We start from the raw sequence: 24,891 nt of genomic DNA on the forward strand, positions 1-24,891 counted from the left end.
TACGGAGAGAATGGGACTTCTTACTTTGACGCTGGCGTTCGCACTGATAGGTTCTTCAGTGTTTTTCGCCGCCTTCTACATCAGCGTTTTCCTGAATGATGAATCCAAGTACTCGGAAACAGTTTCTCTAGACAGTTATCCCAAGCTGACTATCGTCATGCCGGCTTTCAACGAGGAAGGAGTTGTCAGGACAAGTCTTTCCGCTGTACAGAACCTTGATTATCCTAACTACGAGGTTAAGTTCGTTGACGATGGTTCAACAGATGGCACACTTGAGATAGCCAAAGAAATGATCGATGAATCAATAACAGAGATTATCGAAAGCTCTGAGAACGAAGGTAAAGCAGCTGCGCTCAACAAAGGTCTTGATTCGACTGATTCGGAATACATGGTGGTGGTGGATGCTGATTCAAAGGTAGATGGCCCATTACTGAAGGAAGCAGTAGAGACAATCGAGGTTGATTCTAACATTGGCGCAGTGATATCTGCGATAATGCCTCTTAACAGCAATACCTTGGTTCGACGGCTCCAGGTCGTAGAGTACCGTTTAAGGGATTTCTACAGGAATCTGATGGCTGATGTGCAGATCCTTGATGTGACTCCTGGTGCTTTCTCAATGTATAGAACCCGTGATCTAAACGATATAGGAGGTTTCGACGTCGGAAACCTGACAGAAGACCTTGAAATGGCATGGAGTCTACGTAAACACGGCAGAGATATTGAAATGGTTAGAAAAAAACGTTCTTACACAGAGCTTCCTGGAACTTTGAAAGGGCTACATAATCAGAGGGTTAGATGGGCCAGAGGCCACATACAGAATCTCTTCAAGCACAAGGATATGTTTTTCAACAGTCGGTATGGCTGGTTCGGACTTTTCCATATGCCAGCTACCACGATGTTCGCAGGATTTTCCATCCTCGGATTCGTCATGGTTTTATGGGGTCTCGGCGAACAGGCCTACAACTTATTTATCACGTTCTCGTCTGTAGGTTTCAAAATGCCGAGCCTTGAGTTCAGTTTGGTTAGATGGCTTCTGGCGCTGGACATGAAAGTTTACGTGCCTCTAGCCTCCAGTCTAGGTCTGACAGCGTATATAATGACTAAGGCATACCAAGGATTCGGTGAAGATGTCAAACACCCGGTTGCATTGGCTGTTTACTTTTTCGGTTACTTCATGATTAAACCGGTCTTTTGGATTTCGGCTATTTTAAAAGAGCTGCTACGGACTAAAAGAACATGGACCTAGTTGAGTCTTCTCTGTTGAAAGCGACGGCTGCGATGGTCGTTGTTTTAGCAGTAGGGATCCTAGCTGGACTAGCTATGGATGAGGCAAGGACTGATTTTTTGAGAGATGAGATAAGAGATACCGAGCTACAGACAGAGACTTTTCTTGTAACCCAGCAGTATCTCCGTAACTCCAGTAACAACTACTGTGGGGTTATGTCCGATAGGATTCCGGAGATTGCGGATAAAAACGCACAGATCGGCCGTGATCTAGAAGAGTTCAGCAGTAAAAGCATCGGTCAGAAAGATGAATACCAGTACCTCACGAACAAGTACTACATAAACGAGTTAAGGCTGTATGTAATGTTACAGAACTATAACGCTCGTTGTGACGCCGATGCGAACGCGATAATGTTTTTCTTCGACGGCAGCATGGATTCAAAGAGACAGGGTGCGGTACTGACCGAGTACCGGGAAAACGTCGACAACCAGACCTACGTGTTCAGCTACAATATAGATGCGGATCATTCAGAGATCCTCGAAATGCTGAAAACAGACTATGAAGTACGGGACGGTCCGGTGATAGTTATTGATGGAAACGATGTCTACAGAGAGTACGTGCCTTTGAAACGTCTTAAACAGGTAATCGATTAGAAACGGTAGTTCTTCCTGATTGAAACCCGGTTGCTTCGCCCTTCCTTTTCCTTCCGGACAACCTCTTTTTCCACTAGACTGGAGACAGTACCGGATATCTTGGCCTTTGAGTAATCCATCTGACTAACCAGATCCTTCTGAAGCATAGAGCCTTCATTATCTCTCAAGAGTTCGATTACCTCTCTTTCATCGTCCTCAAGTTTCTCGTATACTGAATCAAGATCTTCCTCCCTCAGCTTCCTAATACCGAAGTATCCGGCAAGTAAAATTAGAGATATAACTACTAGCGCACCAAGAAGTTCTAGAATGCGGTTACCGCCCTGTGTGCCTTGGTAGGTGATCTTATGATCGCTACTTGTCCCTAGCTCAGGGTTTTCACTCCATTTCACGCTAATTCTCTGGCCGTCCGTACTTATCTCTGCGTTCGAGGGCTGTACGGAAGCGTTTCCGTCTGATGGAGCCAGGATGTCTCCACGAGGTAAAAGCACTGTTAAAGTATAGTTTCTGGTCGGTCTGATGAAGTTCTCTTCCAAACTGAACTCTCTGGTATTTCCGTTGTAACGTACGAGATCCGGGGAGCTGTACGAAATATGGGCGGTAAAGTTGTTTTTAGCCGAGGTCTCACAGCTTATCTGGTTGTTTGACTCCGAGGAATATACCTGGCAGTCAAGCTCCTTGCCGTCCACAGTCACCGAAAGATCCTCGATCTCTTTGTATGTAAAATAAGTCAGCCGTGAAGAGGTCAGTTCCTCTACATGTAGCTCGATGTTTACCTCAGAACTCTCCAGATCGACTGAAACTGCTTCCGTCCCGATAGTCGTAGCTGTAGCCGAGCTAACAAGCAGGGTTAAAACTACTGCTACGAACAGCTTTCTCATACAAAAATTGGCCTCTTTCAGGGTTATATACCTTATTCGTCCGATGCCCGGGAGATTAGCATTCCTCCGGCTCCAGAGTTCGCATACTGGTGCATAGTATCTACAACTTGCTGGAGGGACTCCTGAGCGTCCTTAAGATCCATGTTGATCTCGTCAGGTCCTTCAATCTGGACATAGGTAGGACCATAGTTGATAACGGTTTGAATCACCTTTGAGAAATCATCTATCTCCGTCCGGATCTCACATACCTGGGAGAAACCTTTTTCCAGTCCGGGATGAGGGTTTTCCATCTCCGAGATCTCATCGAATGTCTTTTCCTTGATTTGAACTCCGTCGTCGCCGGAAAGCATTTCTATGTGGTCCTGAAGCGAGTTCTCAACTCCCTGTTTGTTGGGAGCAACGGCTTCAAAAACCATCCAGAGCTTGATTGTCATAACAGAAGTTTCGAGCCGAGTTTTTAAACCGGTGACTGTTAGTTGATCGAATTTAAAATGGATCGCTCCGCGGTTAACTTATGAGCTGGAGAGAAACCGCAGAGAAAACAATCACTGAACTCAGGACTGACGGCCTTGAAGAGACAGTAAAGGACGTCGAAAGAAGCTATGTGATTGATCAGACCGAACTAGGTAAGATACTACTGATAGCATCGCTCTCTTTAATGGTCGCTTCCATTCCTTCTGCTATGACTCTTCAATCTGCTCAAGATGATATTAACGCCGTTAACCAGGACTTAGATGAGGTCCAAGGCGTCATAGGATCGGACAGGTTTCAATCAAGTATGGAAACCCTCCAGACTCGTATCGGCGGCGATCTGGGTAGAACCCTTGATCGGGTTACAGATGGTGTTGAGACAACGAACCAGAGCGTCCAGCAGCTTGAGTCAACACAGTCGAAACTTGAGGAAAACGCAGAAATCTACAGATGGCTGAGCTTGGTATCTATAATCGGAGTGATTTCGGGTATAGCCACTATCTATATCTAAAGCATTTATTCGAGCTTCCGGAAGAATGTAAGTATGAACCGAGTGAAAACCATTTTTCTAACAGCTTTCATTTTAACACTGGCTACAGCAGGATCTGCCGAAAGCTTCGGCGACGGCACATCCGCCCAGCCAAACGTCACAGATCTCAGTATATACCGTGTGACGGACTTAAACTCGGCGGAAAAGGAAACCGGCGGCCGATTAGTTGATTCAGGCCTGAACAAAACCTTCAGGATCGATCAAAACAGCTCAGAACAGTACCGTTTCAGCTTCGAGATCGAGAACACCGGTTCTTCTGCTTGGGATCTACAGCCTGCCGATGAACTGTTCCATGATAACCTGAGCAGCGCCTGGACCATAGACAAGGCATGGTACAACATATCACAGGACTACGATGGCGGAACGTTTTCCAGCCAGCAGCTAAGCTGGGACACTGATCAGGACGGTTCTCCGGGAACGCTAGGAGCTACCGAGACAATGTATGCGAAGTATCTCGTAACTATAGATGAAAACCGGTACAACCGCTCACAGTATTTCCGGGTTAACGATACCTCTGAGAACGCCGGGAGCTTCGATAACCACCGCATACAGGTCAGTGACCTCGGGAAACTCGAAGTCAACATGACAGAGCCGGCGAACGGAACAATAATCAGAAAAGACAGGACCTTCCTTGTTAATGCCACGGTAAGTTGTACTCAGGGCGACTGCGGGACTGTAAAAGCCACGCCTCGTTATAATCAGTCAGGATCCACTACGGAAACCGTCGTTCCTACGAGCGGAACACCTTTCAACAGCACTAATCGGTTGAAAACATGTAGTAACTCGCTTAAATCCGGTCAATCGTGTAACGTAAACTTCTATGTCAACGCATCCGGTCCTGATCCAAGCTACCACAAACTCGATGTAAACGCATCCTCAGATCTTTCACTTCCAGGAAACGACTCGAAAGACTCTGAGGTCAGCATTGAAACTGTTATACTGTTCGATCTTAACTGGAGTACGGTAAGTTTCGGATCTGTGTCTCCAGGAGCGGAAAACATCTCTGCGCAGGGAAACAACGATAGAACGTACAATATAACTGTCGATACGGACAGCATAAGCATAGATAACATGTGGGTAAGAGCCACAGATCTCCAGTCCACGCAACAAGACTACAGTATTGCGGCTGAAAACATTAGTTACTCGCTTAAAAACGATATAACGACAGAAAAGTTTCTTTCGAATAGTTACCGGGTTTTAAAATCAAGTATATCTCCGGGCGCGGTTTTCTCAACTTACTACTGGCTTGATGTCCCGAGAGGAATATACAATGGAGGTTATCAGGGATCAATCTATTTCAAGGCCAACGCATCCTCCTGATACTTGTGTTTATGGTTCCAATGACCACTGCTTACTCGTTCGGAGCTTTGGCAACAGATACTTCGAAGACTACGGATGGGAACGTCAGCTTCCGGATTGGATTGTTAAACGCTGGAAATGACACGCTTGAAATCGATATGGGTCACCGGGGTCTTGAAAACGGAGAAATCCATTTTCCCAACCGGATTAGGTTGGAGCCATCTGAGGTATCCTCTGAGTCAAGAACTGGCTGGATCAGTGTCGGACCGGATCGGTACGTCAAACCGCGGTGGATAAACTTCTATGTAGAGACCACTGATTCCTCGGACGATGAGTTCAGCGTCCTGGCTGAAGCCAGGAAACCTGGTATATCATCGGCTCAGATCGCCCCAAGGATAGTACAGGTACGTGAGTTCGCATACACTCTGGATTATACGGAAGAAAGATTTTCGAAAGGCGAGCAGGACTCTCAGAACGCTCCGGAGCTTTTCCAGTTAGAAAGCCAGCAGGATGAACAAAATAAATCAGAAAGAGATAAACAGAATGTGATCATCGGAACTCAGAGAACTGAGAGTAAAAACGAGGGCGAAAACGGTAGCGGTGTCGCCACACCGGTGCTTTTAGCCATCGCCGCAGTCTCAATTATCTATCTGTGGAGGAGTCTATGAGAAGATACCTTCTGCTCACAGCTCTGATAGCACTCACTACAGCAGGTACAGCGGTACAGACCTATAGCTTTGATACGTACAACGACGGGGTTCAAACAAATGTATTTGAAGACTCCGAGAACATAACTTTCAGATTAAACGTCTCAGACAACCAGGATTACAATATAACTGTCTTGGATCCTTCCGGAGATTCTTTAGCGATTGATCAGCCGATGGAGCAAGTAAGTTCGGGGTACTACAAGATTTATGAGTTCAACCAGGTTCTGAATGATCCTGAACCTGGTGACTGGAGCTTCTATGTTAATATGACTATAAGTGAAGAACAGAAACTGGCCTCGAGAGGTTTCCATGTTGCTTCCGATACTCCTGGGATCTATGAGTTGGAAAGACAGGAGTTTGTGAGAGAAGGAGAGCAGGGAACGGTTACCGCAAAGATTACAGATACTGGAGACGATCTTGACAGTATTGAAATCCAGGGTCCGGATCAAACTTACGGTATGAGCAAGGTTGAAGATGGCTCTGATTTCGACACTTATCGGACTCAAGTCGATGTCGATGAGGTGGATGAAAACGTCTTTAGCTTGAATGCGGCTGATTCAGGTGGTAGAAATGTTCAAAGACAGTTTTCGGTCTACGGGTACCGGAACGATGAGAAATCGACGTCCGTCGATGTATCTGTGAATGATTCATGTCTGGTGGTTATGGAAAACTTCTATGCTCCGAAAAACGGCACGTTGTTCATAGGAGAGGTAGGATACTTCACAGCGGAACTTGCCAACAAGGGAAGTGTATCGGCTAACGTCACGGTAAACGGGATTAATGTAACTTATGAGGGCGATAATCGCTGGGAGGAAGGAGATCCGATCGGCCCTCAGATACAGAGCTTTGGCTCCCAAAACTACACGGGTGTGATGGAAGGCGAGCAGGCAATTTACAACCGTCAGTTCACCAACTCGACTACCTCGGGCTGGTACACCGGCCGTACAAGCTACAGTGCTGACTGCTACTTCAATGGAGAGAAGCATAACATTTCGGCGGAAAAAGAGGTAGTATTCAGCGTTGTCAATGCTTCTGGAGGGGTCTCCAAATCAGGAAACGAGTCAACCAACCAGACGATCGCAAGCAACGCATCAACGGTTTCTGATAAGTCAACAAATCTAACTTACCCGAGCAACGTTTCCGATGTATCAACCGAGGATACCAACCAGACCTTGGAAAGAGAGGCCAATCAGACCGGTGAGACAGGTCAGAACGTGGAAGGTGACAACGCACAGCCCGGGGTAACTCCTGAGCCAGAGCCGGAGCCTGAACCCGAGCCTACGCCGATGCTCAGCCTTGATATGGAGTCGGTCAAATCCAGCTACAGAACCGCCCGTGGAGGAACTATACGGGCAAATATATCGCTGACGAATGAGGGGAACGAGCCGTTGTCCGATCTAACCGTCTCACCTCAGATACAGAAGTTTAGAGAGGACTGGCAGGCAAGTGATGCCGGGGTTGCCGGCCTCGAGGTCAACCAGACGGTCTACCGGGAGATAATTGTACAGCCCCCGGTATCAACAGATCCAGGTCTGTATGTTGTACCGATTATCGGCTCGAACCCTGAAAGAGAGCTTGACCTGGATTACTTTACAGTCGAAATCACAGAGGAGGTTGAGAACCGCTCGAATATGGAGATTGTTGAAGCACCGAGCAGCTTGAACGTCCGGCAGAACACTTCTACAAGCCTTCCAATTCTTATCAGGAATACAGGGGACACGCCGCTTACGAATGTAACAGGGAGTTTCCAGAACCTCGATCAGTGTGGTGCCGCGAGAGTGGGGAGTATAGACCGGATTCCGACAAACGGATCGGCGTCACTCGATGTACGCTTCGATGCCGCAGAGACCACACAGAGCTGTAACACTACTCTGATCTTATCCTCGGAGGAGGGAAGCTTCAGTTTCTCAAGAGTCAACTTCACTGTTCGCCCGGAACAGGGACTGCTTCCAGAACAGTATCGGGTTCCATTTATCGCGACAGCATGGACCTTACTTCTAGCAGCATTCGCAGTGATGAGAAGCCGGTACCATCCGGACTCAGTCGTGTTTAAAGCACCCTTTGTACTGATTGTCGCGGGCGAGGCGTTGATCTTCCTTTACCTGACCGCTGACTACTACCAGTTAGCTCAACTTTCCTTCCTGCCGTTCTGAGCTTCCTCCAGGAACTTGTAACTTGTTCCAAGGGTCCCTAGAACCAGGAGTCCGAGGAACGGCAGCTCCAGAGCTGAAAGGTTCAAGGCTCCTAACATGTTAGCGACATCGCCCTTGTACGTCACGCTCACCAGTATCGAGACCAACATTCCTCCGGCAAGATACTCAAGGAAACTAGTGTTTTCACCAACTCTCAGCCCAAACTCTCTCAACCCGAAGCCGGCTAGAAAAGTCGATAAGTATCCCGAAGCATAGAAAAACGCTAAGTTCTGTCTTGAAAGGTAACATAATGGCTCGACTTTACCGTAAAAACCTATCAACGCACTGAAACCCGGGGAAAAACGGTACATACAGCTCTGGAACTCCATCCAGGAAATATGTCCTAGTTCATGGATGAAAGGACCTAGAAGGAGGATGCCTGAAATAAAGAGAGCGGCCTCGATCACACGGGTTCCATACCTCGATCTTCGCTGTGAACTCTCCAGGTCTTTTACGTACTTGTCCGGATACATCTAACCCAGCTCTTTTGCTACTTTCTCCGATGTTTCAATAAAGCCGTCTATGTCATCGATCGAAATACGGCCCATGTACTGGTCTTTGTGTAGTTTCTTGAATATCCGTGCTAGCTCCAGCATTTCCTCCGAGTTACTTTCCTCGTTCATCTCCTCGGCCAGTTCCTTGTACGTCATCTCCCGGTCGATCTCCAGTTTACGCTCCAGGTACGCCTTCATGACATGAGCGGTCTTAATAGATGCCTCCTGGTCTCCAAGATCTTTATACTGTTCCAAGAGATCTCTGAGGTTTTCCGGGTTCAGTTTCGAGTCGTTTCCATCGTCCTCAGTCTTTGAACCAGGCATATAGCCTTTAAACTTCTGGCGCATCGAATCAATGTTTCGCCGGAAGTCAAACTTTTTTTCACTGTCATCTCCGCTGTCTTCAACGGCTTTAGCTCCCATAAGCATCTCGAGTTCTTCCTGAGCTTCTTCTTCGATCCTCTCAGCATCAATCTCCTCTTCTTCTTCTTCTTCCTCTTCATCGTCTTGAGGCTCTGAAATTTCCGCTTCTCCGTTTTTCTGGTCTCTCAATGCTGAAGCCAGTTTTTCAAGATCGGATGTACTTGACTGCTTTAACAGCTCTTCATCGAACTCCTTGCTTAATTCTTCTATTAGCTCGTCTCTCTTCCCTTTCTCGGCTTGTATCTGTTCAAGTTCTTCCAGACTAATCTCTGAAAGCTCTTCGGTTGAAAGATCGAGATCCATCTCTTCTGCGATCTCCTTTTTCCTCTCCAACTCCTCAGAGACATTTTCCTCTGTATCTGTCTTTTCTTCCGACTGCTCAGTTTTCTCTCTGTTTTTCGAGCTTTCTTCTACGGTTCCAGAGTTGTCTTCTTGATCTATATCTTTGTTCTCTTCAATTCCTTCCTCTATATTTTGTTCTGTTGTCTCAGAATCATTTTCGCGGTCTTTGTTTTCCGTTCCGTCTTCTTTAAAGGTTTCTTTTGGATCTTCCTCTTCTGTTGTTTTCTCTGGTTGTTTTGATTCTTTCTGTTCGATGGCATCGGCCAGATCATCCATTTCTTCGTCCATCTGGCTGTCAATTTTCTCAAGCTCTTCTTTCAGCTTCTGTTTGAACTCTTCATCTGTTCCCGTCTCGAAACCTCCTTTTTCCAGATCTGATTCTAGCTCTCCGAGATCATCTTCAAGTTTTTCCGCATCATCCGAGACTTTCTTGGCGTCCTCTCCGAGCTTTGATTTTTTAATCTCTTCTTCTATGGCTTTTTTCGCTGTCTTCCGGTCTTTAACAAGCTTTTCAGCTTCTTTAAGTTCCTTGAGTTTTTCCTTGGTGTAGGTCTTCTCTTCTAGGCGGTCGATTAGCTCGTCTACCGTACAGCCTACGAGTTTCAGCACTTCTTCCTGTGAGAGTTCGGTTTTCTCATCGTCGATCCTGTATTTTTCGAGGAGTTCTTCTACGTCGCCGAGATCTGCTTCCAACTCATCGAGCTGGCTCTCAATACTTCGCTGGTTGATCTTGGATTCCAGGAATTTCTTGACGTTTTCCCGGTTTTTCCCGGCTTTCTCTCCTTCCATCAGCTTCTCAAGGTCTTCGGTCGATAAATCTCTCTCCTCTACGAACTCTTTGATCTCTTCGTCGTCGGATTCGACCGCTTGAACGATTTCAGTTACGCTGATCTCTGCCATCCATGAAAACCTTTCGGCTGATTAAATATTACTTTACGGAAGTACGCTGTACTTCGTGTTTCCTAGAACCCATTCGAGCAACAGCAAAATAGCTGCTCCAATGATGAAAAACGTTGAGATATCGGTTCTAGCCTCTGATTTTTCAAGATTGATCAACGCATCTTCCAGCGCCGAGCTGTTTGACGCTGTTGTAAACTCTCCGCCTGTGCTGTTTGAAATACTGCTTAGCTGCTCGACATCCAGGTTAGGGAATGCGGCCTGCGATGCGTTTTCCCCATCTATGATTTCATAGCGGTCAACTGACCGGTTCCGCTCACCTAATCCGATTGTATGAACGGTTACATTCTGCTCGTTTGCCAGTTTGATAGATTCGTTTATAGAGATTCCTGCGTTGTTCCGGCCGTCAGTTATCAGCACCACGGTCTTGTTTCTCTCATCGTCAAGCATTGAAGAAGAGACTGAGACCGCGCTACCGATCGCCGTTCCCGCACTTGAACCTATCTCAACGGAGTCAATGGCGTCAAATATCTCCGGACGAGTCCTCGTAGGAGATTGAACCTTATCAGCAGTACCAGCGAAGGATACGATCCCGATGCTGGACTGGTTTCCCAGCCGCCTTACAAACTTCTTCGATATATCCTTCGAGGCCTGGAAACGGGTCGGACGGATATCTGATTCAAGCATAGAGCTTGAAGAGTCAATGGCAAGTACGTAATCAGAGTCTGTATCCGACACTTCCTGTACGAGTACGGGGTTTGAAAGCCCGATCATCAGTAAGGTTAAAGCACCTAGCCGGGTGACCAACATCACGTGACTGGATTTCAGGAAATCCTTTCCTGCCACTTTCTGTAATGTCTCGTAGTTCCCGAACTTCATAGCTCGCTGCCGGTTCTTTTTCTTTGCTCCAATGTAAAACAGGATCGCCAGCCCGTTCAAAAGCAGTATGATGTTGGCGAACTGGTCTGTGAACACAAGTCTCATGTGAAGATCTCCGTCGGTTTTCTCGATTTCATGTTTTTCATCCTACCAGCCTCCCTCGTTCTCATCGAAGAACTCCGCGAAAGACGCGGAGAAACTGTCTCTGGTATCGATTTTCAGGAAGGATGAGCCTCCGGCCTCGACACGTTCAGCTATCTCTTCTTCCTGTTTTGCGGCTTCTTTCTCGTATTCTTCCTTGATCTTCCCGGTATCAACAACCATGTTTTCGCCGGAACCTGGTGCCTCGAAACGGATGTTTCCGGCTTCCGGCATCTTGTAATCCGTTCGATCCCGGACCATAATCGACATGACGTGTCTGAACTTCATCGAGGCCAGTTTCATCTTTGTCTGCCAGTCGCCCTCAACGTCTATGAAATCCGATACGATGAAAAGAGCGGTATCCTCTTTAATCTGTCCGATAGTCTCGTTTAACGCGTGTTCTAGATCGAAACTGTCTCCGTAGTACTCAAGAGTTGTCAGCTCCTTTAAAAACAAGTGGTAGCGATCCATTCCGCCTTGAGGGGTTAAAAACAACTGTTCTTCGCCGAAGATTCCGAATCCGACGTCGATCGCCGCATCAAGTGATGCGTAAGCCAGTGCTGCCGCCACGATCGCTGCGTACTCACTTTTCAGTTTATCGGCGGTTCCGAACGTCATAGTCGAGCTACAGTCAACGATGATGAACGCATCCATGTTGATCTCTTCTTCGTACTGTTTTACGAACAGATCGGGTTTACCGGCTGAAATCTTCCAGTCAATCCTTGATGCATCATCGCTCGGTAAGTACTGTCTGAGACCTGAGAACTCGACTCCGGACGGCTGGTAATGTCTCTTGTATTTCAGAAGAAATCTGAACAGATCCGAGACTCTTTTGACCTCCGCATCCATTGACTGCTGGAGTTCTCTCTGGGAGATGACATCGTCCTGATCCAACTTATCTCACCGGCACTCTGTCTACAATGTTTTCGATAACGTCCGCGACCTCCAGTCCTTTAGCCTCTCCCTCGTAGTTCAGAATGATTCTGTGGATGAAAACATCGTGTACGACCGCACGGATATCCTCCGGGGTTACATAATGCCGGCCGTTGTACATCGCGTTCGCACGCCCTGCCAATGCCAGGTTAATCGATGCCCGTGGAGTACATCCCCAGTCAATGTAATCCGAGTACTCCATGTCGTAAACTTCAGGGTTTCTCGAGGCATCAACCAGGTCTACAATGTACTCTTTGATCTCCTGTTCTACCGTGACCGCCTTTGAAAACTCCTGTAAATTAAGAATATCTTCCTTGGAGACAACTTCCTCTACCGAGAAATCCTCTTCATCCATGACGTTTGCGTTCATGTCAATAATCTTCTGCTCGTTGTGTTTCTTCGGATAATCCAGGTAGATCTTGAAAAGGAAACGGTCGATCTGAGCCTCCGGCAAAGGATACGTACCTCCCTGCTCAACAGGGTTCTGCGTAGCCATCGTAAAGAACGGCTCCGGCAGGTGGAAGGTCTCATCTCCGATCGAAACCTTATGTTCTTGCATCGCCTCAAGCATCGCAGACTGAACCTTCGGCGGCGCACGGTTGATCTCATCTGCCAGAATGAAGTTACCGAAGATCGGCCCTTTCTCAACGTAGAAACCTTTATCCTCGTTGTAAGCCTCCGTTCCTACAATGTCGGACGGCAGAAGATCCGGTGTGAACTGGATACGATGCATCTGCGTGTCCTTTACAACCCGGGATAACGTCTCAACAAGGAAAGACTTTCCAAGCCCCGGAACACCTTCCAGCAGAACGTTACCTCCTGCGACAATCGTAAGTATAATTTTATGGATAACATCTTCCTGACCGATATAACCTTTCTGAATCTCTGCTTCAAACCTCTGGATAATCGCCTGCATCTCATCAGCTTTCGCAGCCATCTCCTCATCATCCAGATCTGCGTACTTACTTGCCATGTTCTCAAAAACAACTTCTACAAGCTCGGATAAAAAACGTTAGCAGTAAAACCCTGGAGAAAAAATAAAGAAAGAAAATGTGGTGGAAAAGAGGACTAAGCCCTCTATCCTGAGTCGTGTGTGACTCCTACCTTGACAGTCAGTGTTCCTGAACCGACTTGTCCGTTAGCTACAGCGTTTGGAATTGCCGCACGGGTAAATACCGTGAAGTGTTCTCCTGGCTGAAGCTCGTCTGGGTCCTGAGGGTCATCGATAAGTTTCTCAAGAGAGTTAGTCTGTGTCGAGTACTGGTTCGACGCACTGTCTTCTCTGTTCTCAGGGTTCCAACGTGTTCCGATAACGTGAGTAGTGTTGTCAGCAGACTGCTGTGTTGAATCACCACACCATGTCAGCATTGTAAGGTTCTTCGTTCCTTCGTACGTGTTAAGACCGACGTTGTCGACTCTTCCGTAGTTGTCGGATGAAGTACCGATGCTGTAGTTGGTGTAGGTCGTATCGTCTGTGAAGTCCACAGAACCTGTCTGTGTTGGCGTGTGAGGCGTGTTACCTATCAGTAGGTTTGAACCTGTGCCTCCTGAACAGTAGTTGCCTGATGAACCTCCAGCTTCAGCTTCTGTAATCATCCAGAAGAATGACTCGTTGGCTGCTCGGAACCGTCCGTATCGAACACTTCCCTGGCCTGTAATCGGCTTAACGTAGGAAAGGGTGTTCGACTCGTTGAAGGATTTCCTTGAAACGTACTGGAAATCATCTTCGCCGTTGATTCCTGTAATCTCTGTAGACGGCTTGATCTGGATGAAGTTACCTGCGTCGTAAGCTCCTGCTGTACCAGATCCGAAAGGTCTGCTGTCAGGGGTAGAAGTCGTGAAGTAAAGCTCCGTAATGTTTTCGGAACCTACGTTCTCAATCTCGACACCCTGATATCCGTTGGTTGTCTCTGTAGTAGCTACAGATCCTGGGTCTCCACTGTAAGCTAAGTTGTTAGGAGACAGATCTACAGCTGTAACGTTGTTGACATCGACAGTCACTGTTCCTGCTTCTTCAAGCGTGTCTTCCTGTGCTGTAGCCGAACTTACTAGTCCTACGGCTGCTACAACAGCTAGTGCTGCTACAATCTTTGTTCTCATTAATTAGTTCACCTCCGTATAGTTGTGAGTTTTTGAAGATTTTGAAACAAAAGACGTCTCTTTGGGTAAATTTCCCAAGAAAGTCATAGCTGGGCCGGAGTGAACTCTATGCCGAATACTTCGACAGTAATGTGTTGTATTGTTCATGTGTTGTTCCCGTCTTTGAGTTCCTCCGCTTCCCCATCGATATTTTTCCAAAGTCTGTATATAAAAGTAGATGGCGTTCGACGTTCTTCGTTCAGCCGCCCTGTCAACGCCTATAAACCATGGTCTACAATAGTAAGGTGATTGATAGATGAAGAAGTTACTTGGAGTTCTTGCCGCTATTTTTCTGGTCTCACAGGCTTCGGCTTATATAGGTATAATGCCGTCACAGCAAAACTTGGGGACTGTTGAAAGAGGAGAAACCTACGAGCTGAATCTGTATGTCACCTCGGATACTTCCGAGCCTATAACTGTTCAGCCAGGTGCTTCTCGGCTCCCACGTAATATTTTGGAAGGTCTGGATAATGTTGATTACTTCAGTATGGATGAGTACTCGGCCGAGCCGGTAGAGTCCTGGATAGATTTCTCTCAGGAGGAGTATGTTTTACGGCCAGAAGGTTTCGAACAAAGAGTGGCTGGTAGAGAGGTTAACGCCAATATTAGTTACGAGCTGGATGTACCTCGGAACGCAGAGTCAGGTTATCATGCCGCACAGATTCAGCTCAACCCGCAGTTTGAAACCGGTGAAGGAACAAGCGTCAGAACGGTAGGTCTTAGCTCATACTCTGTGTTCTTCAGGGTTCCTGGAGAAGTCGACAGGCGGCTGGAAGTGACGGATGTTGAGGCGTTAAGATCCGGTGAAGATGCCGCATTAATCAGAGCAGATGTAACTAATACTGGTTCGGTCACTACTTACCTGGAAAGCGGTGATGTCGAGGTACAAGGCACCGGTCTTGAAGATAGCTTCAACATGGGAGGTATGTACATTGAACCTGGAAGTACTGAGCAGGTTGAGACTACCTGGAGTCTATTCCAGAATAACATAGAGGCAGGGAATTACAGGATTCAGGGGTCGCTTAGCTATGTTACGGGTCAGGCGTTTTTACAGGAGACGGTTTCTATAACTGATTTTATACAGATCCAGCCGTCTGACCAGCAGATATCGACTGGAGGGGTTTTGCCTGAAGGTCAGGGTGATAGTTCGATACCGGTTTTCCTCATAGTAATGTTCCTGGTTACTACAGGGGCGATAATGTATGCCTTCGAGATCGATCCTCTTCTAATTATTATGGCAATGGGGGTCTTCGGAGTCTCTATGTTTATCTACTTTAGCTCGCTTCCGGTATACGGTATAGCGATAGTTTTATTGGCGGCAGCGGGAATGTTCTACTATGGGTGGCTTTGAATGGATGTAGAAAAAGAACTTGATTTAGACAGGAATAAAAAAATAATAGCAGGTTTGGTAGGTCTTACAGCGCTGGTTGGACTGGTGCCGTTCGTTATAGCGGAGACATCGGTTGAAACCCAGACTGTCGAGTTCAATCCGCGTGCTAACGTTACATCTGACCCTGTAAACTCCTCGGAAAATGTTTCGCTTGGAGTAGCGCCAGGAGGGAATGGCCTTAACTTCGGGGAGCTTCCGATACGATCAACTAAGCAAGCAAGGAAGACTGTAGAGCTTAACTCTGATCAGAAGGCGTTGATCAAGATTTCCTCGTCAGGAAATGTCTCGGAGTTTCTGGTTTACAACGACACCGTGTATTTTGAAGGCGCTGAACAGCTGGAGATAGGTTTCACCACGCTTGAAAGAGGTTACTACGAAGGAGAGCTTAAGATGAAAATCATGACTCCGAGAAATCGGATAGGCAAAAAATGGATCGAACTGCGCTCTTACTTCTAATCCTGGCTTTGGTTCCGGCAGCTACCTCGGTTGACTTCAAGGTCAACGTGGCCGGTCAGTCCGGAGACGCCGTTTTCAACGCCAACAGTTCCACGAGCGGTGATCTACACCGGTTTAACGCAACACTGGAGAATCCTTCTTCCGTTGGCTGCCAATACCATCTTAGAGGAGAGTTTACGAGAGGAAATCTGACGGAAAGACGTTATTCAAATGCTTACCGCATGTGGCCTGGAGAAACTTCAGATATAGAACTAAGCTACGTGCCTGTAAACTATACGGGACAGGTTCGGGCGGATATAGACCTTATGTACTGTGATACGACCCGGAATATATCTGACTATGCTTTCAATGTCTCGAATCCGGCTTTCAACAATACTTACGCTTCTGAGACCTTGGAGGTGACCGAAAACTCTGCTACCGCAAGTTTCAGTCTTGAAAACGCAACGCTTGTGCCTGTTCAGGCACCTTCTTACTGGAAAGTCGGTTCGACCAGTATTGTAAACCGTACAGCACAGATAGATTACACGCCAACGCTTTTCCAGGAGGAAAAACAGATACAGTTTGCTGTAATACAAAACAACAGCATAGAGGGAACTACAACGGTTCTACTTGAGTCTCCGCCGCCTACACTTAAAGAAAAACTGTTGGACAAACAGTTGGAAATAATTGCGGGTTTGCTGGCGTTCTCTTTATTAGCCAACTTGTTTATGGCTAGGAAAAAGATCTTGCCGGATAAAGTTCTGGAGAAACTCTCGGAAATTGAAACTAATAGAAGTATCAGGAATTAACGTGAGACGGCTTCTTTCAGATTACCTAGCTTCCGTTTGAACTTCGCGAAGCTTGGTTTGCTGTACTGTAATCCTTCAAGGCTGTGAGCAAGCTCTTTCATCTTCAAAGATGCTTCTGAAAGAGGTTCATGGTGGACTAGAGGTGTGCCGTGGAAAAGTGCTTCTTTCATTTTGTCATCGTGAGGTATTTCGGCTACTACATCGCTTTCCGTCATGACCTGTACCTCGTTTTCCACTAGTTCGCGTCCAGGATCGTTTTCGCTCATGTTTACAACTGTTCCAAGCACAGGTACATGCATGCGCTTGGCTTTCTCTATTATCTGGGCTGCGTTAGTTGCTGCGGTCTTCGTCGGCGTGGTAACGATCAGTAATTCGTCGCACGCATCAATTATCTCTTCTACAGTAGTATCTATACCTGGAGGGCAGTCAACCAGTACGTAGTCACTTTCCTGTCCTGCGGTCTCAAGCAGGTAACGTAGTAGCTCCGTGTCTGGTTCGACCCGGTTGATTTCGTTGGAGGCTACAACTGCTTTCACTCCGGTTGAGTGCCGGAAGATTGCATCCTCCGGTTCGGCTTCCGCGCCCAATACATCGTGTATCTTTACAGGATGGTCGTACTGTCCGAGATGCACTCCGAGGTTCGAGGCATCGAAGTCAGTGTCTACGAGTGTGACTTCCTTTCCCAGCTCCTTTAACGCGAGTCCGACGTTGACTGTTACGGACGTCTTGCCGACTCCGCCTTTGCCTGAGACAACGCCTATAATCCGTGCGTCATTCACTGGAAAGACATCTCTGTTTCAATGGCTCTCGAGAAAACTCTCTGGTTTTGATACATCTTCCAATGAATACTTCCAGCCAGTTCTTAATAAAACTAGATCAATCGACTACCAGGCAGACATTTCCTTTCACGTTCTTGACCTTTCCTTCCAAGGTCCTCGGACCTTCCGGTATCTTTCTCTCAGCTGCGACCACAACACTCCCTTTCTTCCCGGAAATCTTGTAGAAACGCCTTCCGCCCGCTTCCTTCTTGAACTGTAGACGTCCTTTAACCTTGACCTCGTCTCCGACAGTCTCTTCCGTTATATCGCCTGGTTTACGTACATCTCCACTGTCTTTCGAAGGTTTTCTCGAAGTTTTAACGGATGATTCGTCTTTAATCTCGTTTACAATCTCTTCTTTAAGCTTCTGATCGACTTCAATTTCCGAAAGCTCATCTATACGGTCTTCAAGCTTCTGTACCTGCCGCTGATGTTCCTTAACCTTCTCCTCAAGATCCATTATGTCGGCATCCGAAGCCACAAGTTCATCGTTTTCAAGCCGCTCTTTGACCTGCTCAATCTCTCCTGTCTTATCCTCAAACCGTTTTTCAAACTCATCAAGCTGCTCTTCAAGCTCCTCAAGGCTTTCAACATCCGACTTCCTCGAGACTTCTTCAATACGGTTAGCATTTTTCTCCATCTTGCTGTGTAAGCTCTCCATACGTTCCTGGACTTCGCTTTCAACCTTATCATCTATCTTGTCTGTATCACGTTCAATTCTCTTCTGTACCGAAGAAATACGGTCGTGTATGTCTTCTAACTCTCGTTTGCGCTCGTCTTTCATTGAATCTACCTCGCTTTCTATTCCATCGATACGCTCATCACGATGTCTGATCTCGGTTTCAATCTCCGATTTCGCATCTTCAATCGAGGCCTGCAGGTTTTCGACAAGCTCTCTGTTCCTCGCCTCTACGGCTTCAATTATCTGAGGTACAAGCTCCTTTAGGACAGCTCTCTGCGTTTTCTCCATCGCTTCCTGTTCAAAACCTCTTCTCCGATCCTCAAGTGTCTTCAAAGTATCTTTCCTATCCGATCTCGAGCTTTCAAACGCATCATCGACATCGATCAAATCCCTGAGCTTCTCTTCCTTCCGGAACTCCTGACCTCTCATACACTGTAAACACTTCTCCGGCTTGTTAATAAAATATATCTCGAACCCTCCGGACAGAGTTTTTGAGTTTCATACGGCCGGATGCCCGAAAAATACTGGTAAAAGACTTTAAATTGAACAGGACCGCAATCCTTTACTGATAATAGTATGAAGAAAGGAAGAAAACTCAGCCTGGTTCTGATTTCTGTTTTGGTATTGATTGGCTACGGTTCTGCGGCAGCTGAAGTAGATATAAGTCCTGAAGATCAAGTGGTCTGGTTGAATGATAACGTTGTTGATAAGAAGTTAAACGCTGAGCTCCGATGTACTGGCGAAGACGTGGATATAGAGGATTACGCAATCCTCGACTCCTCAAGCAATAGGATTTATCCTACGGATGAGCCAGATTTGAGTACTAATACTACAGATCTTGTCTACGGGCCGGATGAAACTGAAAGTTGGGTCGCGCCTGAACCTGGCAAGTATTTCGTAAAATTAGAATGTAGCTCTGGGTCGGATACATTTGAATCGTTCTACTACGACCGTCTAAGTGTCGAAATTTCTTCCCCTGAGGAGGATTCTTCGGTTTACACGGGTACTGAGAGAGAGGTAGAGGTGAGTCTGACATCTCCAGCAGATCAGCTAAACTATGGTCAGAACTTCGACAATGTTAAACTCAGGTTAAACGGTGAGCAGATAGGTCAAGAGGAGATACAGTTCGCGTCATCCACTAAAGTGAACGTCGATATACCTAAGGATGCGATTCAAGGCACTGCGTCTCTGGAGGCAGAAGTGGCCTATGAAGAATCTTCTCAGTCTCCAACAACTTGGACGGAGACAACTTCGAATGAGGTTGATGTTAAAGATTGGAAGATCGAAACGACGTATAATCCTTCTCAAAGATTGCCTAGTAATAGGCTTTCGGAACTGAATATGACTGTAAAGATAATGAGAGAGGGAGAGCCTGTCAAGGATTTAGGGCCTCGACATTTTTTCATCGAGCAAGGAGAGGAGAGTGCGAACACAGGGGATTATGAATGGTTCTCCGGAGAATTTGAAGGTGTTACTTCTGATGAGCGCTTCGCAGTGTACAATCTTGAGCTACAGAAGATGCCTAAGCTTCAGGAAACTAAAGATTATGAACTCGATATACGTTTCAAGACTGGAGGCGATACAGATTATGATCAGAAAGTCGGTACTGTGTACGTAGAAAAGAAGTTTACCTTCGAAGGCAGGGTGAGTGATTCGGATTCGAGGGCGATTGAGACGGCTTTCCGGCTTCAAGATGATGAGTACATTGAACAGTTCGAGACGAATTCAAGAGGGTTTTTCAGCCGTCGGGTGATGCCGGGTGGTTTCGGTATGGATGTCACTTTTCCGAGAGGCGGTCTTGTATTGAATGATGTTGAACTAAGCGGGGATTACTCGGGTAACATAAACTACCAGTACTATGAGAATCCGGGGGAGGTTGAGGGAGTTGATCTTCAAGGGATTGATCCGATCAACATGATGGCGGTTTCATTCGGTTATCCTTTCGATTCCGGTTCCGGGTCGATACAGTACAACCCGGCGAAGACTGAGGATCCTATGAACGTAGACTTGTATGAGTGTCAGAGATGGAATTTCTGGGGCGAAGATTGTATCTCGGGATGGGACAAAGTTGATGAGGAGGATGTGACCTTACCTCCTACTAAATGGAAAGCGGAGTTCCCTGTTACGCCTGTAGAGACATCGGAGTACGGTGATGAAAAACAGGTTCTCTACAGTGCTTATGTCATCGGAACTAACTCCGGTCTCGCACTTGACCGGTTAGGACTGGAAAGCTACAGAGTACCTTCCAATGAACAGTTCCGGGTTGAAGGCCGAGCGGTCACGAAGGGACGGCCGATCGAGAACGCGGATGTCCGTATTGAACTGCTTGATGGCTCACAGGTCGTAAAGTCTTCTTCAACCACCACTGATGAAGAAGGGGTTTTCTCAATGGACGTCGAGACTCCGGAAGCCGGCAACTACAGTCTGAAAGCCGAGATTTCGAAAGGATCTTACCGGCCTTACTCGGAGACTCTTGACAGCGAACTCGAAGTATACAGACAGAAAAGCATGAGTCTGGATATGCCGGATTCGATTGAAGTAGGTCCAGGCAACACTGTTGAGAAGATAGTAACGGTGGAAAACGACGGACAGACCGCGTTCGAGGACGCCGCACTGACAGTCTCAGAATCCGATCTCGATATATCTTTCTCAGATAGCGGTTTCTCGGTTGAACCGGGCGAGGAAAAAGATATCACAGTCTCCATTACAGTACCGGAGGGTTTCTGTGATCCTTCATGTGTCAAATATCCTACTTCGGATATACTGCTGGAGTCAGATGGTTTCAGTGAGGAGTTCGATCTCGGAGTTGAGATTGTAGAAGATTCTGGAGCTGTATCTGGCTCGACGGAAAACCAACAGTCAGATGATTCCGATCAGGGAACTCAGAACAGTCCGATTCCGGTAACGCCGGCAGGGCAGTTCCTCGCATCCCAGAGCAGTCTTAACATCGCACTGGGGCTGATCACGGTTTTCTCCTTGGCACTTGCCAGCGCAGTCAAAAAGAAGAAAGGCTCGGAGGAAAACGACCGTGGCTCCCGGACCATAAACCTTCAGAGGCCGAAAGTCGAGCCGGCAAACAGCTCCGATGATGAGATCGATGCTGTAGCCGAGAACTTGGATGCGGATGGTGTCGATGCTGTAGCTGAGGCCATGACTGAACAAGATGAGAGCCAGGAAGACGGCGAACAAGAAAGCCAAGATTCAGAACCTCAAGACGATGAAGACGAGGAGATCGAAGCACTGGCCGAGGCGATGAAAGAAGAGGAGGAAAACATCGAATCCGGAGCATCCGAAGAATCTGATGAACAGACCGATGAGGAAAGTACTGGTCAGGAAGCAGACCAGGAGGTAACCTGTGATGTCTGTGGGGAAAGCTTCGATACAGAATCAGGGATGAAACTTCACAAGCAGGCCTTCCACTAGGAAAAGGAGATCTCTCAAAAACTTCCTTCTTTTTTGTTACCACCCAGAGTTTAAAACGTTTTGTTGACACCGAGTAGTTATGGATAAATTCTGGTTGTTCTGTTTTACACTGCTCGCGGTAGGAATCGGAGCTATAACGATCGCAAACATGGAAACAGCGGAGACGGTAGAGTTTACGGATCTCGAAACTGAGTGTCAAGTAAGCGAACAGCAGGAAGTCAACCTACGTCTCGCTGATAATAAAGTGGTTTTCGACGGGCATTTCCCGGAGAACGACTCTGATGCTGAGCTAAGCTATAATTACCGTCAGACAGCTGATGAAATTGTCCTGAATATTAAATCAAAGCCTACAGGGGAAAGAATCGATTTCTTCAACGACTGTTATGCCTCGGTTGTCTACAGGGCGCAGACACCGGAGCTTGAACAAGGACCATACAACGTAATAGTAAAACATAATGGAGAAGATGCCGGAGAGACAACTCTCCGGGTTAACTAGCTATTTTTCTGTCTCGAGGTCGTAACGGATCTCGCCGTCCCTGTGTTCGACAGTCAACTTGCCTTCCTTGGCCAACCAGCCGATCGCTTGGTTTATCGAGTCCTTATCGACAGCTTTGTCGGTATAATCAAGCATCTTTCTGGCAGTCATCTTGCCCTGATCTTTCAAGGCCTCGTAAACGTCTCCTGCTGGCTGCCCGACGGTGTTACTTACAGAGAACTCGATGTTTTCGTTCGAGACCTTCTCTTCTGCGTCAGCTACCTTCAGAATTGTCTCAAGTGCTACATCCGGTGAGACCGAGATCGCATCGATGTTCTGATGTACCAGGAAGTCCGCATAACCGTCGTGGGTTGAAGGTGCGTCTCCACAGATACCGACGTGAGCGTTGTTCCGGTGAGCCTTGTTGATCAAGGTCTTTATCGATTTTTTGACCGCTGGATCTCGCTCATCGAACAGATCCTTTAGCTTATCGCTGTTCCGGTCCACTCCGAGAGTTAGCTGTGTCAGGTCGTTGGTTCCAACGCTGAAACCATCGAAGACTTCCGCGAACTCATCGGCACGGATAATGTTGGATGGGATTTCCGCCATCGCATAGACATCTATGTCTCCCTGGTCCAGTCCGTACTCTTTCATCTTCGCCCGGACGTTTTTGCCTTCGTCAACTGTTCGGCAGAAAGGAACCATGACTGTGATGTTATCTAACTCTAGTTCATCGATCACTCTGCGTAAAGCCTCACATTCTAGCTCGAAGGCTTTCTGGAATACTTCATCGTAGTACCGGGAGGCACCACGGAATCCAAGCATTGGATTGGCTTCATCCGGCTCGAAATCTGCTCCGCCTTCTAGGTCTGCGTACTCATCGGACTTGAAATCAGATAGTCTGATGACAACCTGGTCGGGGTAGAATGCGGCTCCGATCTTTCCGAGTCCGCTTCTAAGAGCTTCCACGTACTCGTCTTCACGTCCATCTTCGATCAGGGACAGTGGATGCTCTCCGACGTGGCTGGAGATGATGAACTCCTCGCGTGCCAAACCAACTCCGTTTACAGGTAGCTGTGCGATATGGAATGCCTCGCTTGGCTCTCCGATGTTTACCTGAACGTCTGTTTCCGTCTCCGGGATCTCATCGAGATGATGTTCATCTACGTTGAAATCAAGCTGTCCTTCCCAGATCTTACCGGTCGAACTCGAACAGTCAACTGTGACTTCCTGTCCGTCTTTCAGCTTCGAGGTTGCGTTTTCTGTTCCGATAACTGCTGGAACTCCCAGCTCTCTGGAGACAATCGCTGCGTGAGATGTGCGTCCTCCCTTGTTTGTGATGATTGCTCCTGCCTTTTTCATGATCGGCTCCCAGTCCGGATCGGTCATATCGGTCACTAAGACCTGATCTTCCTCGAACTGATCGATCTGTTTAGGGGAATCAAGTACGTGTGCCTTGCCCTGTCCGATCTTCGATCCGATCGCAGATCCTTCAAGCACGACATCTGATTCCTCGTTCAAAGAGTATTCTTCGATTACGTTTTCATCCTTTTCCGCCTGAACGGTTTCCGGTCGGGCCTGTACGATATACATTTCTTTGGTCTGACCGTCGTAAACCCATTCAATATCCATCGGCTTACCGTAGTGATCCTCGATACGTAAAGCGTACTTTGCCAGCTCCTTGACCTGGTTGTCGGTCACGCAGAACTGTTCTTGCTCGCTTTTCGGAACATCGACTTCCTTGTTGTCGTTTTCCTCCGATTCATCTCTCACGAGCTTGACGGATTTGTCGCCAACTGACTTTTCAATTATCCCGAGGTTTTCTTTGAAAACCGTAAACTCATCAGGGTTGACCTCTCCCAGTACAACGTACTCTCCTAGTCCATAGGATCCGTTGATTGTCACAACGTTTTCGAATCCGCTGTCCGGATCCATTGTAAACATTACTCCGGCCGCACCGATGTCGGAACGTCCCATCTTTTGGACTACGGCACTCAGTTTAACATCGAAGTGGCTGAATCCTTTGTCCTCTCTGTAGGAAATCGCACGGTTGGTGAAAAGAGAGGCAAAACAGTCTTTTACGCGTTTAATTAAATCCTGTTTTCCTTCAACGTTCAGATAGGTTTCCTGCTGACCTGCGAAAGACGCGCCAGGTAAATCCTCGGCTGTAGCGCTTGAACGAACAGCAACCGCCGGATCCTCGACGCCCAGCTTTTTCTCCAGGTCTTCGTATGATTTTGTGAAGCTTTCACGTAGCTCCTGTGGCATATCGGCTTCCTTGATCAAGGATCTGATCTGCTCTCCTCGTCTCTGAAGGTCGTTGACGTCGTCAGTATCTAGACCGTCAAGTAGCCGTTCAATTTTCTCTCTTAGATCGGTTTCATGGATGAAGGTATCGTATGCGTCCGCGGTGGTCGCAAAGCCCGGTAGTACAGGTACGTCCACCTCGTTCGATAGCTCTCCTAGATTTGCGCTTTTCCCTCCGACTTTTTCGGTGTCTTTGGCGTTAATTTCGTCAAACCACAGCACGTTTTTCATGTAAAAAAATCGGGATTGCCGCCATATAAAGAGGATGTTGCCACGGACTCGTTAAACCCTGGCTCTGGAAGCTGTTTTAATCCATCAAAAGTAAATCT

The 24,891-nt window shown here is 47.2% G+C and carries 22 protein-coding genes; 11 read left to right on the forward strand and 11 right to left on the reverse strand.

Annotation, left to right across the window (positions count from 1 at the left end; all coding sequences use genetic code 11):
• Positions 1–10 precede the first annotated feature (10 nt).
• Both SVXnc_RS01165 and SVXnc_RS01170 read left to right on the forward strand, forming a co-directional pair.
• Positions 11–1,246: a glycosyltransferase family 2 protein gene (locus tag SVXnc_RS01165; RefSeq protein ID WP_347722132.1), complete on the forward strand. Its 1,236-nt coding sequence runs from the start codon at positions 11–13 to the stop codon at positions 1,244–1,246.
• Positions 1,237–1,878 carry a hypothetical protein gene (locus tag SVXnc_RS01170; protein WP_347722133.1) on the forward strand — a complete coding sequence of 214 codons (642 nt, stop codon included), beginning with the start codon at positions 1,237–1,239 and terminating at the stop codon, positions 1,876–1,878. Before SVXnc_RS01165 ends, SVXnc_RS01170 begins: the two co-directional genes overlap by 10 nt.
• On the opposite strand, the gene SVXnc_RS01175 is transcribed toward SVXnc_RS01170, so the two are convergent.
• Entirely contained in the window at positions 1,875–2,756 is an 882-nt protein-coding gene (locus SVXnc_RS01175) for a helix-turn-helix transcriptional regulator (RefSeq protein WP_347722134.1), read from the reverse strand. The two genes, SVXnc_RS01170 and SVXnc_RS01175, sit on opposite strands and share 4 nt — an antisense overlap.
• Positions 2,757–2,788: 32 nt before the next feature.
• On the reverse strand, positions 2,789–3,190 hold the full coding sequence (locus tag SVXnc_RS01180) for a hypothetical protein (RefSeq protein ID WP_347722135.1): 402 nt from the start codon (positions 3,188–3,190) through the stop codon (positions 2,789–2,791).
• An 80-nt stretch (positions 3,191–3,270) separates the two neighbouring features.
• Between SVXnc_RS01180 and SVXnc_RS01185 the strand changes: the two genes are divergently transcribed.
• The 4 genes from SVXnc_RS01185 to SVXnc_RS01200 are packed head-to-tail and all read left to right on the forward strand — an operon-like array spanning position 3,271 to position 7,936.
• Positions 3,271–3,738, forward strand: coding sequence for a hypothetical protein (locus SVXnc_RS01185; protein ID WP_347722136.1), 468 nt, complete (start codon positions 3,271–3,273; stop codon positions 3,736–3,738).
• Positions 3,739–3,771: 33 nt separating this feature from the next.
• Positions 3,772–5,097: a hypothetical protein gene (locus SVXnc_RS01190; RefSeq protein ID WP_347722137.1), complete on the forward strand. Its 1,326-nt coding sequence runs from the start codon at positions 3,772–3,774 to the stop codon at positions 5,095–5,097.
• An 11-nt stretch (positions 5,098–5,108) separates the two neighbouring features.
• A complete protein-coding gene (locus tag SVXnc_RS01195) occupies positions 5,109–5,744 on the forward strand; it encodes a hypothetical protein (protein ID WP_347722138.1) in 636 nt (211 codons plus the stop codon).
• Entirely contained in the window at positions 5,741–7,936 is a 2,196-nt protein-coding gene (locus SVXnc_RS01200; protein ID WP_347722139.1) for a COG1470 family protein, read from the forward strand. Before SVXnc_RS01195 ends, SVXnc_RS01200 begins: the two co-directional genes overlap by 4 nt.
• On the opposite strand, the gene SVXnc_RS01205 is transcribed toward SVXnc_RS01200, so the two are convergent.
• The 6 genes from SVXnc_RS01205 to SVXnc_RS01230 form a co-directional block, all read right to left on the reverse strand.
• On the reverse strand, positions 7,912–8,448 hold the full coding sequence (locus tag SVXnc_RS01205; RefSeq protein WP_347722140.1) for a hypothetical protein: 537 nt from the start codon (positions 8,446–8,448) through the stop codon (positions 7,912–7,914). The two genes, SVXnc_RS01200 and SVXnc_RS01205, sit on opposite strands and share 25 nt — an antisense overlap.
• Entirely contained in the window at positions 8,449–10,134 is a 1,686-nt protein-coding gene (locus SVXnc_RS01210) for a hypothetical protein (RefSeq protein ID WP_347722141.1), read from the reverse strand. It abuts the gene before it with no gap.
• A gap of 33 nt (positions 10,135–10,167) precedes the next feature.
• Positions 10,168–11,115 carry a vWA domain-containing protein gene (locus tag SVXnc_RS01215; protein ID WP_347722142.1) on the reverse strand — a complete coding sequence of 316 codons (948 nt, stop codon included), beginning with the start codon at positions 11,113–11,115 and terminating at the stop codon, positions 10,168–10,170.
• Between the two features lie 42 nt (positions 11,116–11,157).
• The gene (locus tag SVXnc_RS01220; protein ID WP_347722143.1) at positions 11,158–12,045 is read right to left on the reverse strand and encodes a DUF58 domain-containing protein; all 888 of its coding nucleotides are present in this window, start codon (positions 12,043–12,045) and stop codon (positions 11,158–11,160) included.
• Between the two features lies 1 nt (position 12,046).
• Complete coding sequence (locus SVXnc_RS01225; RefSeq protein WP_347722144.1) at positions 12,047–13,057, reverse strand: AAA family ATPase; 1,011 nt, start codon at positions 13,055–13,057, stop codon at positions 12,047–12,049.
• Positions 13,058–13,161: 104 nt separating this feature from the next.
• A complete protein-coding gene (locus tag SVXnc_RS01230; RefSeq protein ID WP_347722145.1) occupies positions 13,162–14,184 on the reverse strand; it encodes a hypothetical protein in 1,023 nt (340 codons plus the stop codon).
• Between the two features lie 295 nt (positions 14,185–14,479).
• Here SVXnc_RS01230 and SVXnc_RS01235 point away from each other — a divergent pair, with 295 nt between their 5' ends.
• From SVXnc_RS01235 to SVXnc_RS01245, 3 genes are read left to right on the forward strand one after another with little or no spacing between them, the layout of a single operon-like run.
• Positions 14,480–15,574 carry a COG1361 family protein gene (locus SVXnc_RS01235; protein ID WP_347722146.1) on the forward strand — a complete coding sequence of 365 codons (1,095 nt, stop codon included), beginning with the start codon at positions 14,480–14,482 and terminating at the stop codon, positions 15,572–15,574.
• Entirely contained in the window at positions 15,575–16,069 is a 495-nt protein-coding gene (locus SVXnc_RS01240; protein WP_347722147.1) for a hypothetical protein, read from the forward strand. It abuts the gene before it with no gap.
• A complete protein-coding gene (locus tag SVXnc_RS01245) occupies positions 16,042–16,857 on the forward strand; it encodes a hypothetical protein (protein WP_347722148.1) in 816 nt (271 codons plus the stop codon). Before SVXnc_RS01240 ends, SVXnc_RS01245 begins: the two co-directional genes overlap by 28 nt.
• On the opposite strand, the gene SVXnc_RS01250 is transcribed toward SVXnc_RS01245, so the two are convergent.
• Complete coding sequence (locus tag SVXnc_RS01250) at positions 16,854–17,636, reverse strand: MinD/ParA family ATP-binding protein (protein WP_347722149.1); 783 nt, start codon at positions 17,634–17,636, stop codon at positions 16,854–16,856. The genes SVXnc_RS01245 and SVXnc_RS01250 overlap by 4 nt on opposite strands.
• 97 nt (positions 17,637–17,733) lie before the next feature.
• Positions 17,734–18,786 carry a coiled-coil domain-containing protein gene (locus SVXnc_RS01255; RefSeq protein ID WP_347722150.1) on the reverse strand — a complete coding sequence of 351 codons (1,053 nt, stop codon included), beginning with the start codon at positions 18,784–18,786 and terminating at the stop codon, positions 17,734–17,736.
• A gap of 147 nt (positions 18,787–18,933) precedes the next feature.
• Between SVXnc_RS01255 and SVXnc_RS01260 the strand changes: the two genes are divergently transcribed.
• Positions 18,934–21,780, forward strand: a complete 2,847-nt coding sequence (locus tag SVXnc_RS01260; protein WP_347722151.1) for a COG1470 family protein — start codon at positions 18,934–18,936, stop codon at positions 21,778–21,780.
• 79 nt (positions 21,781–21,859) lie between these two features.
• Positions 21,860–22,276, forward strand: coding sequence for a hypothetical protein (locus SVXnc_RS01265; RefSeq protein ID WP_347722152.1), 417 nt, complete (start codon positions 21,860–21,862; stop codon positions 22,274–22,276).
• Here SVXnc_RS01265 and ppsA read toward each other — a convergent pair whose 3' ends face one another.
• Positions 22,277–24,793, reverse strand: coding sequence for a phosphoenolpyruvate synthase (gene ppsA, locus SVXnc_RS01270; RefSeq protein WP_347722153.1), 2,517 nt, complete (start codon positions 24,791–24,793; stop codon positions 22,277–22,279).
• Positions 24,794–24,891 lie beyond the last annotated feature (98 nt).

The organism is Candidatus Nanohalococcus occultus (genome assembly GCF_029207735.1).
In the GTDB taxonomy this organism is placed as follows: domain Archaea; phylum Nanohalarchaeota; class Nanosalinia; order Nanosalinales; family Nanosalinaceae; genus Nanohalococcus; species Nanohalococcus occultus.

What these genes read in the sequence shown, in the direction of transcription:
- SVXnc_RS01165 (WP_347722132.1), top strand. Translation starts at nt 11, where the DNA reads ATGGGACTTCTTACTTTGACGCTGGCGTTCGCACTGATAGGTTCTTCA.
- SVXnc_RS01170 (WP_347722133.1), top strand. Translation starts at nt 1,237, where the DNA reads ATGGACCTAGTTGAGTCTTCTCTGTTGAAAGCGACGGCTGCGATGGTC.
- SVXnc_RS01175 (WP_347722134.1), bottom strand. Translation starts at nt 2,756, where the DNA reads ATGAGAAAGCTGTTCGTAGCAGTAGTTTTAACCCTGCTTGTTAGCTCG.
- SVXnc_RS01180 (WP_347722135.1), bottom strand. Translation starts at nt 3,190, where the DNA reads ATGACAATCAAGCTCTGGATGGTTTTTGAAGCCGTTGCTCCCAACAAA.
- SVXnc_RS01185 (WP_347722136.1), top strand. Translation starts at nt 3,271, where the DNA reads ATGAGCTGGAGAGAAACCGCAGAGAAAACAATCACTGAACTCAGGACT.
- SVXnc_RS01190 (WP_347722137.1), top strand. Translation starts at nt 3,772, where the DNA reads ATGAACCGAGTGAAAACCATTTTTCTAACAGCTTTCATTTTAACACTG.
- SVXnc_RS01195 (WP_347722138.1), top strand. Translation starts at nt 5,109, where the DNA reads ATGGTTCCAATGACCACTGCTTACTCGTTCGGAGCTTTGGCAACAGAT.
- SVXnc_RS01200 (WP_347722139.1), top strand. Translation starts at nt 5,741, where the DNA reads ATGAGAAGATACCTTCTGCTCACAGCTCTGATAGCACTCACTACAGCA.
- SVXnc_RS01205 (WP_347722140.1), bottom strand. Translation starts at nt 8,448, where the DNA reads ATGTATCCGGACAAGTACGTAAAAGACCTGGAGAGTTCACAGCGAAGA.
- SVXnc_RS01210 (WP_347722141.1), bottom strand. Translation starts at nt 10,134, where the DNA reads ATGGCAGAGATCAGCGTAACTGAAATCGTTCAAGCGGTCGAATCCGAC.
- SVXnc_RS01215 (WP_347722142.1), bottom strand. Translation starts at nt 11,115, where the DNA reads ATGAGACTTGTGTTCACAGACCAGTTCGCCAACATCATACTGCTTTTG.
- SVXnc_RS01225 (WP_347722144.1), bottom strand. Translation starts at nt 13,057, where the DNA reads ATGGCAAGTAAGTACGCAGATCTGGATGATGAGGAGATGGCTGCGAAA.
- SVXnc_RS01230 (WP_347722145.1), bottom strand. Translation starts at nt 14,184, where the DNA reads ATGAGAACAAAGATTGTAGCAGCACTAGCTGTTGTAGCAGCCGTAGGA.
- SVXnc_RS01235 (WP_347722146.1), top strand. Translation starts at nt 14,480, where the DNA reads ATGAAGAAGTTACTTGGAGTTCTTGCCGCTATTTTTCTGGTCTCACAG.
- SVXnc_RS01240 (WP_347722147.1), top strand. Translation starts at nt 15,575, where the DNA reads ATGGATGTAGAAAAAGAACTTGATTTAGACAGGAATAAAAAAATAATA.
- SVXnc_RS01245 (WP_347722148.1), top strand. Translation starts at nt 16,042, where the DNA reads ATGGATCGAACTGCGCTCTTACTTCTAATCCTGGCTTTGGTTCCGGCA.
- SVXnc_RS01255 (WP_347722150.1), bottom strand. Translation starts at nt 18,786, where the DNA reads ATGAGAGGTCAGGAGTTCCGGAAGGAAGAGAAGCTCAGGGATTTGATC.
- SVXnc_RS01260 (WP_347722151.1), top strand. Translation starts at nt 18,934, where the DNA reads ATGAAGAAAGGAAGAAAACTCAGCCTGGTTCTGATTTCTGTTTTGGTA.
- SVXnc_RS01265 (WP_347722152.1), top strand. Translation starts at nt 21,860, where the DNA reads ATGGATAAATTCTGGTTGTTCTGTTTTACACTGCTCGCGGTAGGAATC.
- ppsA (WP_347722153.1), bottom strand. Translation starts at nt 24,793, where the DNA reads ATGAAAAACGTGCTGTGGTTTGACGAAATTAACGCCAAAGACACCGAA.